The 16316-nt window shown below is 53.7% G+C and carries 15 protein-coding genes and 1 tRNA gene; 8 read left to right on the plus strand and 8 right to left on the minus strand.

Annotated features, from left to right (window positions below):
- Positions 1–205: 205 nt before the first annotated feature.
- Entirely contained in the window at positions 206–3145 is a 2940-nt protein-coding gene (locus tag SPI6313_RS09545; protein WP_072620786.1) for a calcium-translocating P-type ATPase, PMCA-type, read from the minus strand.
- Between the two features lie 235 nt (positions 3146–3380).
- Here SPI6313_RS09545 and SPI6313_RS09550 point away from each other — a divergent pair, with 235 nt between their 5' ends.
- Positions 3381–4904 carry a phytoene desaturase family protein gene (locus SPI6313_RS09550; protein ID WP_072620787.1) on the plus strand — a complete coding sequence of 508 codons (1524 nt, stop codon included), beginning with the start codon at positions 3381–3383 and terminating at the stop codon, positions 4902–4904.
- A 15-nt stretch (positions 4905–4919) separates the two neighbouring features.
- Here SPI6313_RS09550 and SPI6313_RS09555 read toward each other — a convergent pair whose 3' ends face one another.
- Genes SPI6313_RS09555 through SPI6313_RS25365 form a run of 3 tightly spaced genes read right to left on the minus strand, consistent with a single transcriptional unit; the run spans position 4920 to position 5796 of the window.
- Positions 4920–5312: a type II toxin-antitoxin system VapC family toxin gene (locus tag SPI6313_RS09555; RefSeq protein WP_072620788.1), complete on the minus strand. Its 393-nt coding sequence runs from the start codon at positions 5310–5312 to the stop codon at positions 4920–4922.
- A complete protein-coding gene (locus SPI6313_RS09560; RefSeq protein WP_072620789.1) occupies positions 5309–5506 on the minus strand; it encodes a hypothetical protein in 198 nt (65 codons plus the stop codon). Before SPI6313_RS09560 ends, SPI6313_RS09555 begins: the two co-directional genes overlap by 4 nt.
- 44 nt (positions 5507–5550) lie before the next feature.
- A complete protein-coding gene (locus SPI6313_RS25365; RefSeq protein ID WP_425443123.1) occupies positions 5551–5796 on the minus strand; it encodes an NACHT C-terminal alpha/beta 1 domain-containing protein in 246 nt (81 codons plus the stop codon).
- A gap of 81 nt (positions 5797–5877) precedes the next feature.
- Here SPI6313_RS25365 and SPI6313_RS09565 point away from each other — a divergent pair, with 81 nt between their 5' ends.
- Together SPI6313_RS09565 and SPI6313_RS09570 are read left to right on the plus strand one after the other, a co-directional pair.
- Positions 5878–6084: a hypothetical protein gene (locus tag SPI6313_RS09565; protein ID WP_175551218.1), complete on the plus strand. Its 207-nt coding sequence runs from the start codon at positions 5878–5880 to the stop codon at positions 6082–6084.
- Between the two features lie 2 nt (positions 6085–6086).
- Complete coding sequence (locus tag SPI6313_RS09570; protein WP_072620791.1) at positions 6087–6353, plus strand: type II toxin-antitoxin system RelE/ParE family toxin; 267 nt, start codon at positions 6087–6089, stop codon at positions 6351–6353.
- A gap of 20 nt (positions 6354–6373) precedes the next feature.
- Here SPI6313_RS09570 and SPI6313_RS09575 read toward each other — a convergent pair whose 3' ends face one another.
- Positions 6374–10321 (minus strand): HEAT repeat domain-containing protein, encoded by a 3948-nt coding sequence (locus SPI6313_RS09575; protein ID WP_084668964.1) that lies wholly within the window; start codon positions 10319–10321, stop codon positions 6374–6376.
- 173 nt (positions 10322–10494) lie between these two features.
- Here SPI6313_RS09575 and SPI6313_RS09580 point away from each other — a divergent pair, with 173 nt between their 5' ends.
- The gene (locus tag SPI6313_RS09580) at positions 10495–10680 is read left to right on the plus strand and encodes a hypothetical protein (RefSeq protein ID WP_072620792.1); all 186 of its coding nucleotides are present in this window, start codon (positions 10495–10497) and stop codon (positions 10678–10680) included.
- Position 10681: 1 nt separating this feature from the next.
- Here the strand turns inward: SPI6313_RS09580 and SPI6313_RS09585 are convergent, their stop codons facing one another.
- Positions 10682–10870, minus strand: coding sequence for a CPXCG motif-containing cysteine-rich protein (locus SPI6313_RS09585; protein ID WP_072620793.1), 189 nt, complete (start codon positions 10868–10870; stop codon positions 10682–10684).
- A 168-nt stretch (positions 10871–11038) separates the two neighbouring features.
- On the opposite strand from SPI6313_RS09585, the gene SPI6313_RS09590 reads away from it, so the two are divergent.
- Both SPI6313_RS09590 and SPI6313_RS09595 read left to right on the plus strand, forming a co-directional pair.
- On the plus strand, positions 11039–11425 hold the full coding sequence (locus SPI6313_RS09590) for a DUF7682 family zinc-binding protein (protein ID WP_072620794.1): 387 nt from the start codon (positions 11039–11041) through the stop codon (positions 11423–11425).
- A 41-nt stretch (positions 11426–11466) separates the two neighbouring features.
- Positions 11467–12642: a cysteine desulfurase family protein gene (locus SPI6313_RS09595; protein WP_072623075.1), complete on the plus strand. Its 1176-nt coding sequence runs from the start codon at positions 11467–11469 to the stop codon at positions 12640–12642.
- A gap of 453 nt (positions 12643–13095) precedes the next feature.
- On the opposite strand, the gene SPI6313_RS09600 is transcribed toward SPI6313_RS09595, so the two are convergent.
- Positions 13096–13168, minus strand: a tRNA-Phe gene (locus tag SPI6313_RS09600).
- Between the two features lie 261 nt (positions 13169–13429).
- Positions 13430–15181: an Rqc2 family fibronectin-binding protein gene (locus tag SPI6313_RS09610; protein ID WP_072620796.1), complete on the minus strand. Its 1752-nt coding sequence runs from the start codon at positions 15179–15181 to the stop codon at positions 13430–13432.
- A 125-nt stretch (positions 15182–15306) separates the two neighbouring features.
- On the opposite strand from SPI6313_RS09610, the gene remA reads away from it, so the two are divergent.
- Both remA and gmk read left to right on the plus strand, forming a co-directional pair.
- Complete coding sequence (gene remA, locus SPI6313_RS09615; RefSeq protein WP_072620797.1) at positions 15307–15573, plus strand: extracellular matrix/biofilm regulator RemA; 267 nt, start codon at positions 15307–15309, stop codon at positions 15571–15573.
- Positions 15574–15599: 26 nt separating this feature from the next.
- On the plus strand, positions 15600–16199 hold the full coding sequence (gene gmk / locus SPI6313_RS09620) for a guanylate kinase (RefSeq protein ID WP_072620798.1): 600 nt from the start codon (positions 15600–15602) through the stop codon (positions 16197–16199).
- Positions 16200–16316 lie beyond the last annotated feature (117 nt).

A 16316-nucleotide genomic window follows, 5' to 3' on the forward strand; every position in this document is an offset into this window, starting at 1 on the left:
GCTAGCTCGCTGCTTTGACGCTGAAGAGTGACGCGGCGTGAATGAAACAAAATTTAGAGTCGTAGGGTAGATTAAGCGGCTTCAATACCTGCTATCACTGCAATTGAGTAATCCGCCGTAACCCACCGATCAAAGCGCGTCGCGGCCCTAACCCATTACCCTGACGGGGAGAGGAGACGTTTTAACCCGTTAGGATGCCAGAAATTTAAGGCGTGCCCTGCTGACGATGGCGCAACCAGCGCCACCCCTCCCCGATCCAGAGCACCACGGATGCACCCCCGATAATCTTGAGCCAATCCCCGATATTCAGGGGCACGGTGCGAAACACATCCCCTCCGAATTGAATGATTAACACTTGACCGACAAAGATTGTTAGGGCAATCCAGACAAAGCCTTGGTTATCCAAAAGCCCCTTAAATGCGGACTGCTGCACGCCTAAACAACGGGCATTGAACAGGTTCCAAAACTGCAAAAAGACAAACACAGCAAAAAAGACCGAGAGTTCATAGTCTGTCATGCCGCCTTGGTTGAGATACAGCAAGAAGCCCACTAAAAAGACTAAGAAGATTCCCCCGGTAATCAGGATGGTTCGGGTCATTTCTGTGGAGATGATGAAGTCTGATGGGGAGCGGGGTTTTTCTTCGAGGACGCGGCGGGAGGGGGGTTCGGTGGCGAGGGCAAGGGCGGCAAAGGTGTCCATGATCAGGTTGACCCAGAGCATTTGGGTGACGGTGAGGGGGAGGGAGATGCCGATAAAGGGGCCGAGGAGGGCAATCCCCAGGGCGACGACGTTGATCGTGAGTTGAAAGAGGATGAAACGCTGGATGTTTTTGTAGAGCGATCGCCCCCAGACCACCGCATTGACAATACTTTTAAAGGAGTCATCCAGGAGGATGATGTCGCTGGCATCTTTGGCGATCGCTGTACCGCTGCCCATGGCAAGGCCGACTTTGGCCTGCTTTAACGCCCCAGCATCATTGGTTCCATCCCCGGTCACGCCCACCACTTCGCCCTGTGCTTGGAGCAACCGCACCAGCCGTAATTTATCCAACGGGATCGCCCGCGCCAACACCTTCAACTCTTGCACCGCCTGCCGAGCGTCATGATCACAGAGATCGCGGAAGTCTTTCCCACTCATCAAGGCGTAGGGATGTTGAATCTCGCTGTCATCGTCCCACAGCCCGATTTGGCGAGCGATTTCCTGGGCGGTTTCGGTGCAGTCGCCGGTAATGATTTTGACTTGAATACCCGCCTGCAAACAGACCCGAATCGCGTCGGGCACTTCATCCCGGAGCGGATCTGCGATCGCCACAAACCCCAGCCAACAGAGCGAATGGGGCAGTGCCTGGTTATCCTCATCCGGCCGCATCAAATTATCCGGCAGTCGGGTATAGGCAAACCCCAGCGTCCGCATCCCGCGAGCTTGGTAGTCGTACAACATCTCCCGGATCGGATGCTTATTGCTGAGGGGAAACATCCCGTATTCCGTCATAATATGGGAGCATTTTTCCAGCAACACCTCCGGCGCTCCCTTCAGGTGCATGATCTCCTCATCCAACACCGCCGAATGTCCCAAGGTCGCCATGTATTTCGTCTGGGTGGAAAACGAAAGGCGAAACTTAATATCTAAGCCGCGACGCAAACTTATGTAGTCCTGCTTTTGCTGATCCAACCAGAGCAGTAAGGCCCCTTCGGTGGCATTACCGATCACCGTGGGCGCACTCCCCGGCTTTTTGTCCAGATCGGCGGTGCTATTTCCCGCCATCCCTTCCCCGATTAACCGGGTGGCGCGATCCAAATCCGCCACCTTGCGGCTATGGAGACTGGGGAAATTCACCTCATGGATACGCATCTGGTTTTTCGTCAATGTGCCCGTTTTATCGGAGCAAATTACCGTGGCTGCGCCAATGGTTTCACAGGCGTGCATCCGCCGCACGAGGTTATTACTCTTGGCCATGCGTTTCATGCTGTAGGCCAAAGACAGGGTGACGCTCATGGGCAGGCCTTCCGGCACGGCTACCACAATGATCGTGACGGCCACCATGAAATATTCCAGCAACAGTTGACCGACATGGGGCGGTAGCCATAGCCCGGAGGGGGGCGGCAAGGTTTGCGTCAGGGTTCCTAAACCAACGCCCAGACCCAAGACGGCGAGACCCCCCGCCAAGGCCTTTAACCAACCCTGGAGGGTTTCCACATCCAGCCAGCTTGGAACGTCTAGATCCTCATCAATCAGGCGCAGACCGTCATAGACGACGGGGAGCCAGACAGGAATGAGTGTCACTAAAATCGCCGTAATGACCACCGTTAAGAAATAGCTTTGGCTGCCGGTGAGGGCGAAATCTTGGGTGATTAAACCGCGCAAGAAGAGGGCGACGAAGATGGTCGCGGCGAAGAAGAGTCCGACGACACCGATCAATTCGCTGAGGCGTTCGAGTTGTTGGTTGAGGGGGGTTTCCTCGCCGGCTTCGACGGTGGCGATCGCGGTGGCGAGTTGGCCGATTTCGGTGCGATCGCCCACTGCCGTCACCACATACAGCCCATTGCCTTGATCCACAATCGTGGTGCGATAGACCATGTAGGGCGGATAGGTGAATTCAGCCGGGTTGTTGGGATCGAGTTCGGGGCGGCTGAGTTTGCGGACGGGTTCGGATTCGCCGGTAATTTTGGATTGATTGACCAGGAGGGACACGGCTTCGACCACTTCGCCATCCGCCGGGATTTCTTCCCCCTGTTCCACATAGATCCAATCACCCACCACCACATCTTTGCGCGGAATCGTGGTGGGGTGTCCGTCCCGGATGACGCGGACTTTGGCCTCATCAACGTAGTGATTGAGGATTTCAAAGGCTTGGTTGGCGCGATATTCATTGACAAAGGCCAAAATCGTGGCGAGGAAAATCGCCGCTAAAATACCCAGGCCTTCGATGAACTCGCCTTCGATCGCACCGACCGCGATCGCAATCACCGCCGCGATGATTAAAATCCGAATCACCGGATCTTCAAATTTACTCAGCAGCAACACCCACCACGGTTCGCGGGGCGGTGGGGTGAGGACATTAGAGCCATGAGTTTTGCGACTCAGTTCAACTTGTGCAGTGGTTAGGCCTTGAGGCGGCGATGGTTGCGATCGTGTCTGGGTCATTGGGGCTTGGGCAGACAACGGGAAAGAGTTTGTTTTATCGTAATCACTGAGCAACTGAGCAAACCAAAGTGATTTTAATATCTCCCATTGTAGGAATGAAACCCTTGGCACGTCGTGAATTTGTTATGAAACCTCATGTTAGTGGCGATCGCACCTCAGGCTCACCCCTGGGATCTGGACGCAAAAATTCAATCTGATCTTTCAGTATTCACCCCATCCCTAGAGCAGTTCCCCTATGAGTCAACCTGATGTGATTGTCATTGGCAGTGGTATTGGTGGCCTCTGCTGCGCCGGACTCTTAGCCTATTACGGCCGCGAGGTCTTGGTCTGTGAAAGCCACAGCCAACCGGGCGGCGCAGCCCACAGCTTCCAACGTGGGGGCTATCACTTCGACTCCGGCCCGTCCCTCCATTCGGGGCTGACCCGCTGGCCGTCGAGTAACCCCCTCCAACAGGTGCTCCATCTCCTGGGGGAATCGGTTCCCTGTGCCACCTACACCGGTTGGGATTGCCATGTACCAGAGGGGCAGTTTCGGGCCACGGTGGGAGCCGATGCGTTTTGTGATTTGTTGCTGAAGTTGCGGGGTGCGATCGCTGTCCAACAATGGCGCGAACTCCAGCGGGTGATGGCTCCCCTCGGTGCGGCAGCCACGGCGATTTCCCCCGGTGCGTGGCGCTGGGATTGGCTCGCCCCCCTCACCCTCGCCCGTTCGGGGCATCACCTCCTCGACCACCTCGGCGCTTTTCGCCAGATCACCGCCCCCTTTAGCCGCATCGTCGATGAGGTGATCAGCGATGCTTTTTTACGCCATTGGCTCGATCTCCTCTGTTTTCTCCTCTCCGGCTTCCCCGCTAGCGGCACGAGTACGGCGGAAATGGCGTTTATGTTTGCCGATTGGTATCAGCCCGATGTGGTGCTGGACTATCCCCTCGGCGGTAGTGGGGCGTTAATTGATGCCCTCGTGCGCGGCGTGACGAAACACGGCGGCGAAGTGCGCTGCAATGCCACCGTTGAGGAAATTTTGATCGAGTCGGGGCAAGCCGTCGGGGTGCGACTGCGGGGCGGTGAGGAAGTTCGGGCGAAACAAGCGATCGCCTCCAACGCCTCGATTTGGGACACGATCCGCCTCATCCCTGACCCCAACCTCCAAGCCAAATTCACCCCACCCCCCGCCTGTGATAGCTTTCTGCACCTCCATCTCGGCTTCGATGGCGCAGGCTTAGACGATCTCGACTGTCACGGCATCGTCGTCGCCGATTGGGATCGCGGTGTCACCGACCCGCAAAATGTAGTAGTGTTCTCAATGCCGTCGGTACTCGATCCCACCCTCGCCCCCCCCGGCCACCATGCCCTCCATGTCTACACCCCCGCCACAGAACCCTTTCACCTCTGGGCAGACCTTGAACGGGGCAGCGCCGCCTATGACGCGATGAAACAGGAACGCCTCGCCCCGGTGTGGCAGGCCATGGAGCGGGTGATTCCCGATTTGCGCGATCGCTGTGCCGTCACCCTCGAAGGCACACCCCTAACCCATCGCCACTTTTTAAGGCGCGATCGGGGTTCCTATGGCCCCGCCATCTCCGCCCAAACCGGCATTTTTCCCGGCTGCCATACCCCCATCCCCAAACTTCTCTGCTGCGGTGATTCCACCTTCCCCGGCATCGGTGTCCCCGCCGTCGCCGCCAGCGGCATGATCACCGCCAACACCCTCGTTTCTGTCTTCGACCACCTCAAACTCCTCAATGCTCTCGATCGTTAAACCATTCGATTGAGTTCAAATGCGGCTCTCATCAAACGGATTACACAGGGTTAATTCAGTCACTCGCTTAAAATCATCCACATTTCGAGTCATCACAGCCGCAGTACAGTGTAATGCTGTTGCTGCAATTAAAGCATCGGGTAGTTTGAGGTGATACTGCCGCCGCAATTGAATGGTGCGATCTTCAATTTCGGGCAAGAGGGAGACTCGTTCAAATTGCATCAATAAATCAGTGATTACCGCTTCTTCTTCCTGTGATAGCTCTGAAAAACTGAGCAACTCAATTCGCACAATGCTAGAAATGATTTCTTCATTTTGGCGAAGAAATTGTTCTGAGAAGATCGGTGAAATTTTTGGCTCTCCGATCAGGTAGTCAATAAAAATATTGGTGTCGTAGAGATACTTCACCGATCCCACTCCTGACGTATTGTTTCAGCATGAGTGAGCATTTTATCTCGTTTATCTTTTAAAAATCCCTTGGCTTTGTTGATCTTGGCATAGTCGCGTTGCCACAGTGATATCAATGAATCAGGGACATCTACAGTGATGAATTCTTCATTTTGGCTGATTAGATACTGCTTAGGAATTTTAATGATGGGCATGTTTTTTAGTTAGGGCTTGTGGATAGTTTAGCGGTTTGGGCGGTTTAGAGTTCTGCTAACCAGGTTTGGATGGCAGATAACAGGTTGGGTTGATCGGGGGGGAAGCCTTTTAAGGGGGCTTCTAGGGGTTGGTGGGTGAGGAGGGCGATCGCTAGGGTGTCGGTGAGTTGTTCACAGAGGGTGATGAGTTCGGGGGTTGTGGGCAGTGGGTGAGGAGGAGGGCACGGCGCAGTTGGGCGGGGGTTGTGGGTTCGGGGGGGTCTTCGCCGGGATATGGGGTGTCCCAGGATGGGGTGTGGTGGGGGGGTGCGGCTAAGTGGTGAAGTAGAATATCATTGAAGGTGATTTAGTAGCGTGAGGCTTCGTCAATGATGACATTTAATGATGTAGTTGAGGGAATTAAAGGTCTTTCTACCGATGAAAAAGAAGAAATTCAATCATTGTTGCAGCAGTATCTCCGTGAAGAACGTCGCGATAGGATTTATGAGAATTTGCAAGCAGCCCAGAAAGAACAACAACAAGGAAACCTCAAGTTTTCTAACCAGATTGACGAATTGAGACAACTGATTGAGGAATAATCATGGAAGTCAGTTTCAGTTCAGCTTTTAAACGGGCTTTTAAAAAAAGGATTAAAGGGAATGAAAACTTAGAGTCAAAGTTTTGGCAAAAACTAGAAATATTTACGTCAGACCCTTACGACCCAAGATTGAGAACCCATAAGCTATCAGGAAAACTGAAGGATTTATGGAGTTTTACGGTAGATTACGACGTGAGAGTATTATTTTATCTTACCGAAGATGACAAGGCTATTTTTGTTGATTTCGGCAGCCATGACGAAGTTTATTAAGGGGTTAGAAACTCGGTTTCTCAAATCTCCTCTAACCAGGTTTCGATGGCAGATAAGAGGTTGGGTTGATTGGGGGGGAAGCCTTTTAAGGGGGCTTCTAGGGGTTGGTGGGTGAGGAGGGCGATCGCTACGGTGTCGGTGAGTTGTTGGCAAAGGGTGATGAGTTCTGGGGTGGGTGTTTCGCAGTTGATGAGGAGGAGGGCGCGGTGGGGAAGTTGTTGGTTGAGGTGCAAGGTATCGAGATAGCGACTGAGTTGGCCGGGGGTGGAAACGTCGGGATAAATCTCTTTAAGTTGGAGGGGTTTCCAGATGAGTTTGCACAGTTTGAGGGCGATTTCGCTTTCGCGGGTTTCGGTGGCGAGGGGTTTGGCGTTGAGGCAATAAATGGGCAGGTGTTTTAGGGATTCGCAGGTGAAGGGGGTGGCGGGGGTTGTTTGGCTGTTATGGGGGGTTTGGTCGATGATTTCGGGGTGGGGGGTGGTGGGGGGATTGTGCCAGGCTTGATAAAAGTCGGGATAGGGGAGGTTTTCGGCACAGTTCCAGATGACTTTGTAGCATTCCTTGAATTGGTCAAAGTTGCTTTCGTAAACTTCATCGCTGAGGCAGTCTTTTAATGCAGAAACAACCCCTGCATAGTGCTTGCGTGTAGTAAGAATTTTCCCTAAGCTCTCCGCTGCTAGCCCACGGGTGTCATCATCAGCCCCAGCATCCCGTAAGATTTCCACTAAGGCGGCGATCGCCTGGGGGTTCCCTGGGTTGATTTCCCCTAAACGCTCGGCTGCTTGACCACGGATATCAAGATTAGTCCCAGCATTCCTCCAAATTTCCGCTAAGGCGATTATTGCCTGCTTGTTCCCTGGGTTGATTTTTCCTAAACTCCAGGCTACTAGCAAACGGGTGTAGGCATCAGCTCCAGCATCCCTCAAGATTTCCGCTAAGGCGATTATTGCCTGCTTGTTCCCTGGGTTGATTTCACCTAAACTTTCGGCTGCTTGCTCACGAGTATAAATATTAGCCGAAGCATCCTGTAAGATTTCCACTAAAGTGGCGATTGCTTGCTCATTCTCTGAGTCAATTTTCCCTAAACTTTCGGCTGCTAGAAAACGGGTGTAAGTATCACCCCTGGCATCCTGTAAGATTTCCTCTAAAGTGGTGATCGCCTGCCTATTTCTTGGGACAATTTTCCCTAAACTTTCGGCTGCTAGCAAACGGGTGTAAGCATCAGCCCCAGCATTCCTCAAAATTCTCTCTAAGGTGGCGATCATCTGCTTGTTTTCTAAGACAATTGTCTCCAAGCTCTCGACTGATTGATAACGGGTATCAAGATCGGCTCCAGCATCCTGTAAAGTTTCCACTAAAGCAGTGATCACCTGCTCATTCCCTGGAGCAATTTCCCCTAAACTCCAGGCTGCTTGATTACGGATATAAGCATTAGCCCCAACATCCCTCAAGGTTTCCGTTAAAGCAGTGATCGCCTGCTCATTATCTGGGTCGATTTTCCCTAAACTCCAGGCTGCTTGATTACGGATATAAGCATCAGCCCCAGCATCCCGTAAGATTTCCTCTAAGGCGGCGATCGCCTGCTCATTATCTGGGTCGATTTTCCCTAAACTCCAGGCTGCTTGATTACGGATATAAGCATCAGCCCCAGCATCCCGTAAGATTTCCTCTAAGGCGGCGATCGCCTGCTCGTTCCCTGGGGCGATTTCCCCTAAACTCAAGGCTGCTATCCTACGAATGTCACGATCAACCCCAGTATCTCGTAAAATTTCTGCTAAGGCGGCGATCACCTTCTGATTTCCTAATGCGATTCCCCATAAACTCTTGGCTGCTTGATACCAGGTGATGCTAAACCCAGCATCTTGTTGTAAAATTCTCACTAATGCAGTAGTTGCTTTTTCCCGAATCGTCTCACCGAGAACAGTTCTCGCACCCTCTTTAAGTGGGTCTAAAAATGTTCGCCATTCCTGTTTCTCAATATTGAAATAACCAAACCCCCATTTCACCACCTGCCGCACAATCTCAGCCGCAAGGGAACAAACTTTAAACTCATTAATTGCCGCAGCCGCTAGAAAATAGGCTTGATATTCATAAAGTCCTCTATCTACTTTGTTAAAGTTCCACTCTCTACAAGCATCATCAAACCCAACCAACACCCGAATAAACTGCTCCTTCTGCTCATTCCCAACATCCTCACGCCCCAACCACAACAAAATCACCTGCTTCCATTGCTTCTCAAAAATCCGATACCGTTTCCCCTCCACCGGACAATCCACATGATCCTTCGGTAAAAAATAATCCCAATCCTCCACCGCCAACGCCGCAAGATACTCCTGAAACGTCGCATGATAAAACGCGAAAACCTCCGCCTCCGGATTCTCCTCCGCCACCCCCACCCGATTTAACCAGCCCAAATCCAACGCCAAACGGAACAGCCCCGCATCCGCATCCCTCCACACATCCCGCACAAACCGCCCCGTCAACCGAAACCGAGACCCCTCCAACTCCATCGCCCGCAACGCCAAAACCCCCAACCCCTCATTTAAAGCCCGCCGCTGCGCGTCCGTTGTGGGAAATTCGTCGCCCTTCCACTCATAAAACACCTCCACAAACCGCCCATATAACCCCGCCTGCGTATCCGGAAACTTCCCCTGCCGCACCTGCCACGTCCGACAAAGCAACGCCAACCGTAACGGATTTTTCACCAAATCCTGAATCCGGCAATGCTCCGGAGCCGCCAACTCTTCTTTTAACTTCCCCGCCAGTGCAGAAATGTCCGGCGCATTAAACCAACGATCAATAAACGCCTCCACCTGCTCCGGATAACGAAACTCCAACGTCCGAAACGTATCAAACCGAAACAACGCATTGCGCTCCCCATCCCACACATTCAACCGACAAGTTAAAATCACCCGCGCCGCATCCACCCAACCCGCCAACTGCTGGGCAATCTCCCCCAAAACCGCATTTGAAGTTCCCGCAACCTCATCCACCCCATCCAACAACAACCAAGCCCGCCCCGCATTAAACATCTCCACACATTGCTCTCGGTGCGCCGCCGTCGTTTCAAGCACATTCAATAATTGCTTTAACCAAACTCCCCCCAAATATTCCTCCAGAGTTCGCCCCCGCAAATCGGCTAACGATACCCAGACCGGGATGAAATCCGTTTCTGCCAAAATCCATTGCTCAATGGTTTGTAATAACGTCGTTTTTCCCGCCCCCGGCTCCCCAATAATCGCCAAACGTCGCCCCTCACTCTTACTTTTCCCCGCCGCTAACACCTCCTGAAAAAACCGATCCTGCTCATAGGTTTCTGTCACCTCATAACTCTCAACCCCGTAGAGCTTTGACCCTTCCTCTGCACCCTCCACATCCGGCCGCCGCTCCCGCTGCTTCCGCTCCATTAACCCCAACGGCACATAAAGATCAGCGCGATCGCGCTGAATGCGATCGCTATAGGTCAGCGAATTTGTACTAATTTCTTGGCGTTTCGTCGCCTGTGCTTGACAGAGTTGCCGCCAATCAATCCCCGCTGGCGGAGGTAGTGAAGGTTTACCCTTGTCTGGACGCTTTTCCTCCCAAAGCCGTTCAAACGCAGCGAGATTTTCTTCCCGATCCTTACTCCACAGCTTTAACGTGAAATGCCATTCATCTTTCCCTTTCGTTTTGCCGCGATTGTCTTCGAGAATTTCCAAGAAATCCCCTAGATAGGTTGTCAAAGTTTGCCGAACCTGGTCAGCCCCAAGTTGGCCAGGATAGCGCGGGTCTTTAGCCGTCAAAAATTCTAAGGTGCGGCGTTGAGTCTCCACGATTAGCTTCGGGGGTTGTCCCCGTTCCTCTTGCCAACGGTGGGTAATGTCAATTTCGGCTAATTCTGCCAACTCAAAATTGACATAAGCCAACAGCGCATCTAATAACTGCTTGGCTCTGTCCTTTGGCTCCTTCCCATAACTTGCCTTTGGCATAACAACCCCAATCGCGAGTAAAAACCTTGGGGGGTTTGGGAACTTCTCTAACTACCCCAAACCCTTCAAACCCTGATTATAACAAGGTTTTCAGCCTTGCCGCCTTCAGTTTGCTTTAGGGTAGTACCCCAAACTGACCATGCCTTCAGATGATTTATGAAGGTTAGTCAGTGATGGATGAATTAGAGCAGAAACTTAAGGAGCGGGATGCGTTGGAGGGGGCGTATGGGAGTTTTGTGGAGCCGTATGTGACGCAACAGATTGAGATTGGGGTGGATGGGGCGGGGTTTTATTGTGTGGCGGCGTGGGTGGTGTTGACGGTGCTTTACTGTGGTTGGGTGCGATCGCGCCGCCCGTAGGTCACTCGTTGAAATCGGTGTCGATTGCCACATCGAGGGTATCTTCATCGACGCGCACATAGAGGACATTGGGACGGCAACAGACTTGGCAGTCTTCGACATAGGTTTGCTGAAAGCCTTGGCTAAGATCCACAAAGGTCTGATTGGGTTCGCCGCAGCAGGCGCAATAAAATTCGGCAGTGGTTTCCATGGTGTCTGGGGAATTCGCACCCTCTATTCTGGCGGAGATGGTCGCTCAGGGTGTAAATCAGTCACAATAAAGCCATGATCCCCGCACTCTCTCCTGCCCGGTTTGGGAAGCGTGTTGATGGGCGATCGCACCCTCTAGAATTTTTGTTCACTACCGCTAGACACTGTCATGGCTAAAGCGAAACGCAAAAAACTGTTTCCATGCGGCCACCGGGGCCAAGGGCAAATTTGTCATCGCTGTGCCCAAGCAGCACGAGATCAAACCCAACGCCAATCGGAAAAACAACAATGGGAAGCCACCTTTGCTCACGACGTAATTGATCTAACCCAGTTTCCCAAAGCTGTGGTGCTCAAGGCTCGGCAGATTATCGCCGGTCTCCAGCGTCGGGAAAATTATCGCACCTATCGTGGCAAACGCCTGCGCCATAATCGTGTGGTGATCAGCATCCCGGTGACGCGACATTATCGGTTGCTCTGTCGAGATCTGGGCAGTGGGATTGTGCCGGAGGCGTTGGTTTCCCATGAAGATTACAATGTGTGTAAACCCGGCGGCTAAGGGTGCGGGTGCAAACGAGTTGCTACGGCGAGGGGAAAACGATGCAAATTTATTTAGACTACAGTGCGACGACTCCCCCTCATCCCGATGTGTTGGCAACGTTGCACCACCAGGGCGCGACGCTCTGGGGCAATCCATCCAGTCTGCACCATTGGGGGGAGCGGGCGGCGATCGCCCTCGAAACCGCCCGCTGGCAAGTGGCGCAATTGCTCAACGCGCCCACCGCCGATAGTATTCATTTCACCTCTGGAGGAACGGAAGCCGATAACCTCGCCATCTTTGGAGTGGCCCACCGCTACCCCACGCCGCAACACATCATTATTTCAGCAGTGGAACATCCTGCGATCGCCGCCCCGGCCCGTCAACTGGCGGCACGAGGTTGGCAGGTGACGGAACTCCCCGTTGATGCCACGGGCAAAATCAACCCCCTTGAACTCCTCGCCGCCCTCCAACCCAATACGGTTTTGGTTTCGATCATCTACGGTCAAAGCGAAATCGGCACAGTGCAGGCGATCGCAGAATTAGCGCAAATTGCCCGCCGCCATCGCATTCTCTTCCACACCGACGCGGTGCAAGTGGCAGGGCGGCTCCCCCTCGATGTCCAAGCCTTAGATGTGGATTTGCTGTCCGTATCGGGTCATAAACTCTACGGCCCCCAAGGCTCAGGCGCACTCTACGTCCGGCCCGGCGTGGAACTGGTTCCCCTCTTGGCAGGAGGCGGCCAAGAACATCAATTGCGCTCCGGAACCCAAGCCGTGCCAACCTTGGCTGGGTTTGGGTTAGCGGCTCAATTGGCCCAGGAACAGTTGCCGACGGAAGCACACCGCTTACAGCAGTTGCGCGATCGCCTCATTACCCGCCTTGAAGCCTGCCCCTATTTCCAACTCACAGGCCATCGGCGCGATCGCCTCCCCCACCACGCCAGTTTTGTCCTGCGCGATTTTCCGCCGGAGATCACCGGGCGGGCGATCGTGCGCCAGATGAATCTCGCGGGCATTGCCCTCAGTGCCGGTTCCGCCTGCCACAGTGGCCAAGCCAGCCCCAGCCCGATCCTCACCGCCCTCGGCTACGGTGAAATCCAAGCCCGCCAAGGCATCCGCGTTTCCCTCGGTCGCGACACCACCCCCGAAGATATTGATTGGACGGTGATGGCCTTGCAACAAGTGCTCCACCGCTTAAACCCGTCCCCCCTGCCCTGCGTTGGTTCGTCTTGTTAGGATGATGGGGAATGATTGTGAAGTTTCCGTGTTTTTACGGTTAAAGTCTGAGGATTTGACAGGCTCGATTATGTTTTTTCCATGAAGTGACCGTAAAAATACGGTTAGCCATGATAGAACAGAAGCAATGTGATTAAACCCTACGCGATCGCTGCCCACCCACAACAGGGCAGCGATTTTTATGAACGCTCCACCCTGAGAACCTACTGTTTATACACAACGTTTTAAGGTTGACCTCGCCTGCGTTTAATCCCCTCTGTAGTCAAGGCAGCGAGCTAGAAGCTCGCACTACAGAGGATTCCAGGCAGGGTAGCGTGAGCCTCTGGCTCACTCATACCCCCTCCAGATTCGTCACTTGGGTTATGTATAAGCAGTAGCCCTGAGCACGGAGGCTTAAACGCCTTAACCGATCTTCAAACGATCTTCACGGATCTTCATTCGATGCTGGAAAGATGCCGGGAGGCGGAATTGAACCGCCGACACGAGGATTTTCAGTCCTCTGCTCTACCAACTGAGCTATCCTGGCTGGTGCTGAATGTTTCGAGCACAATTACCACCATAACAAGATGACATAACTTTGTCAAAGTTTTCTTTGCGGCTTCAACAAGGTGCTCAAAGCTCAACTTCAGCATGAAAAAAGCCCACAGGGAGGACTGTGGGCTGACATTACTTAAGTCTGTCGTTTGAATTCGCATGAAAAAATCCAAGCACACCGTCCAAGGCAATCACTTGAAATATTTCTTTACGTCAACACAGTGTAGCAGGAATGACAGACGTTTCAACAAAATTATGAGTGATTTTCTGGGTTTTGTGTGTTGAGATAGGCTTGGGCTTGTTGCGATCGCCCCCAGATCACCTGTTCGCGCTGATAAATCGCGATACCGGGTTTTGCACCCTTTGGTTTATACACAAATTTGGGCTGTGTGTAAACCACCGGAACCTGATCACTCTGGCGAGCACGACTATAGTACGCCGCCACATTCGCCGCACATTGCAAATCACGCTCATCCGGCACAGTTCCCGGCTCTAACCGTAACAGGACATGACTCCCGGCAATTTCCTGAGCATGGAACCACAGGTCATATTCCCCCGCCGTGCGAAACGTCAGGTGATCATTTTGGCGGTTGTTGCGGCCGACCCAGAGCTCAAACCCGGAGGGGGTGCGGTAGCGACGGGGTTGGGATTCCGGCGCGGTATTGTTGGCGCGTTCTTTGCCGGGGTCGAGATAGCCTTGTTGAATCAGTTCGGTGCGAATTTCGAGCAGGGCAGCCAGTTCATCATCCCAGGACTGGCGATCGCACTGCTGCAATGCGGCTTCAATCTGTTCTAAATAGTCCAATTCCGCCTGAGCCGTAGCCAGTAATGGCTCCACAGCCGATCGCGCCCGCTTTAACTTTTGGTGTTGCTTATACAGAGCTTGGGCGTTTTGGACGGCGTTTTTTTCTGGGTTGAGGGGGATCGTCACCGGGTCGCCTGTGGTGAAATCGGGGAGGGCGATCGCCTGTTGTCCCGGTTGCCATTCATGGAGATAGGCCATGAGGAGATCCGCCTGATCGCGAAACTGTTGAGCATCATCTGACTGGGAGAGGCGATCGCGGAATGTCTCGCATTTTTGCCGCACCTTGGCCGCCAGGGTTTTCACCTTTTGGCTCAGTTGGTGGTGAAGTTGCTGGAATTGCTGCTGTTGCGCCTGGGTGCTGTAATACTGATCCACCAGTTCTTGCACCGTGGCAACCGCTCGCCCCGCCACACCGGGCAACACCGTATAACCCTGAGGCAATCGCGTTGGGGTAAACTCCTCAGCAGCTAAGCAATTGAGCCAGGTTTGCCACTGTTGCCACAGGTCTTGCCACTGTTGCGGGGTCAGTTGCGTTGTGACGGTTTGGGCATCTAAATTCGCCCGCTCGGTTAGCCAGGCCACCACCGCCGGACTCACGCCCCGATAGATTTTGAGTAATTGTTTTTTCAGCGTACCGGGCACGAGGCTGATCCGCTCCTGCCACTGGGCGAAGGATTCGGTGCGATCGGGGATATCGCCGAGGAGGGGGGGCGGCGGTTCGTAGGCTTGGCCGGTTTGGACGGTGCGGACGCGGGATTGTTGGGCGTTGACTTGGTGGGCGGTGGTGACAATTTGCCCGGTGCCATCGGTGAGGATGACGTTGCTATATTTGCCCATGATTTCCACATAAAGATGCCAGAGGGGGTCTTCTCCCGGTCGCCGGGCAAACTGTAAATCTACGACGCGCTCCCAGGGTTGGAGGAGGGCGATCGCAACTAATGCCAAGCCGTTGAGTTGGTGGCGGAGTTGGTCGCTGAGGGTAAAGGTGTCCGGGGTGCGGGGTGGGGCCGTGCCGATGCCGAGCCGGGCCAGTTGGGGATGCCAGCAAAGGGTGAGCCAATCGCGGCGGCTGAGGGTGCGCAGGGCAATGTCGAGAGTATGGCGATCGCGCTGATAGACCTGTTCGACGCGGGCCGGAATCCAGTCCGTTTGGAGTTCGGCACAAATGGCCACCAAGGTGGTGTAGTCAAAAGCTTGCATAGGCGTGGGCGAGGTCAGGGGGAGAGCCGGATAATGGTGCGCTGAAAGATTTTCGTTACCATGGTGGGAATAGCGCTCAAAACGCCTTTAACGTCCCTTCAAGACGGCAGCGCCGCTCGGTCTTTATGGATATTCAACTGATTAATATCGGCTTTGGGAATATTGTTTCGGCGAACCGGATCATTGCGATCGTCAGTCCCGAATCGGCCCCTATTAAGCGTATCATTACAGAAGCTCGCGATCGCGGTCAGCTTGTGGATGCCACCTACGGACGACGAACCCGCGCCGTGATCATTACCGATTCGAGTCATGTCATTCTCTCGGCCATTCAGCCCGAAACCGTTGCCCATCGCTTTCTGTTACACAAAGATGGCTCCGCAGCCTCGTCTTAACCTCATTCTCTCATCCTCTCCACCCCATGCAGCCTGAAACCCTTACCCCTCAAGCATGCCAGCCGTCTACATCCCTGGGTCGGCTCGTCGTCTTGACCGGGCCGAGCGGGGTGGGAAAAGGAACCCTGGTCAAAGCCTTGTTAAGCACCCATCCGGAATTGCATCTGTCCATCTCTGCAACCACACGACAACCGCGACCGGGCGAAGTCCATGGGCAACAGTATTACTTTGTCGATCGCGCCACCTTTGAAGAGATGATCGCCACGGAACAACTTTTAGAATGGGCCGAATATGCCGGCAATCTCTACGGTACGCCCCGTGGGGCCGTGGAGGCGGAAATTGCAGCCGGGAAAACGGTGATTTTAGAAATTGAACTGGTGGGGGCGCGGGTGGTTCGGCAAACGTTCCCGGCGGCGTTTCGGGTCTTTATTTTGCCCCCGTCTTTGGATGAGTTGGAACGGCGCTTGCGCGATCGCGGCACGGATGCTGACCCGGTGATTCAGCAACGCTTAGCCCACGCCCAAACCGAACTCGCCGCCAGGGATGAATTTGATGTGCAGATCGTCAATGATGACTTTGACACGGCCTTGCGTCAGATTGAGCAGGCGGTGCTTGATGGGGCTTAGGGGGGGATTGGCGGGACTTGTTGACCGAGCGATCGCACCATTGAACCAAGATTCCCACGGCTTTTTCGCAGACCCTGAATCGAGAGACGATAAGATAAAGAACAGCAACGCAGAGTT

Origin of the sequence: Spirulina major PCC 6313, from assembly GCF_001890765.1 — a bacterium.
GTDB classification, from domain to species: domain Bacteria; phylum Cyanobacteriota; class Cyanobacteriia; order Cyanobacteriales; family Spirulinaceae; genus Spirulina; species Spirulina major.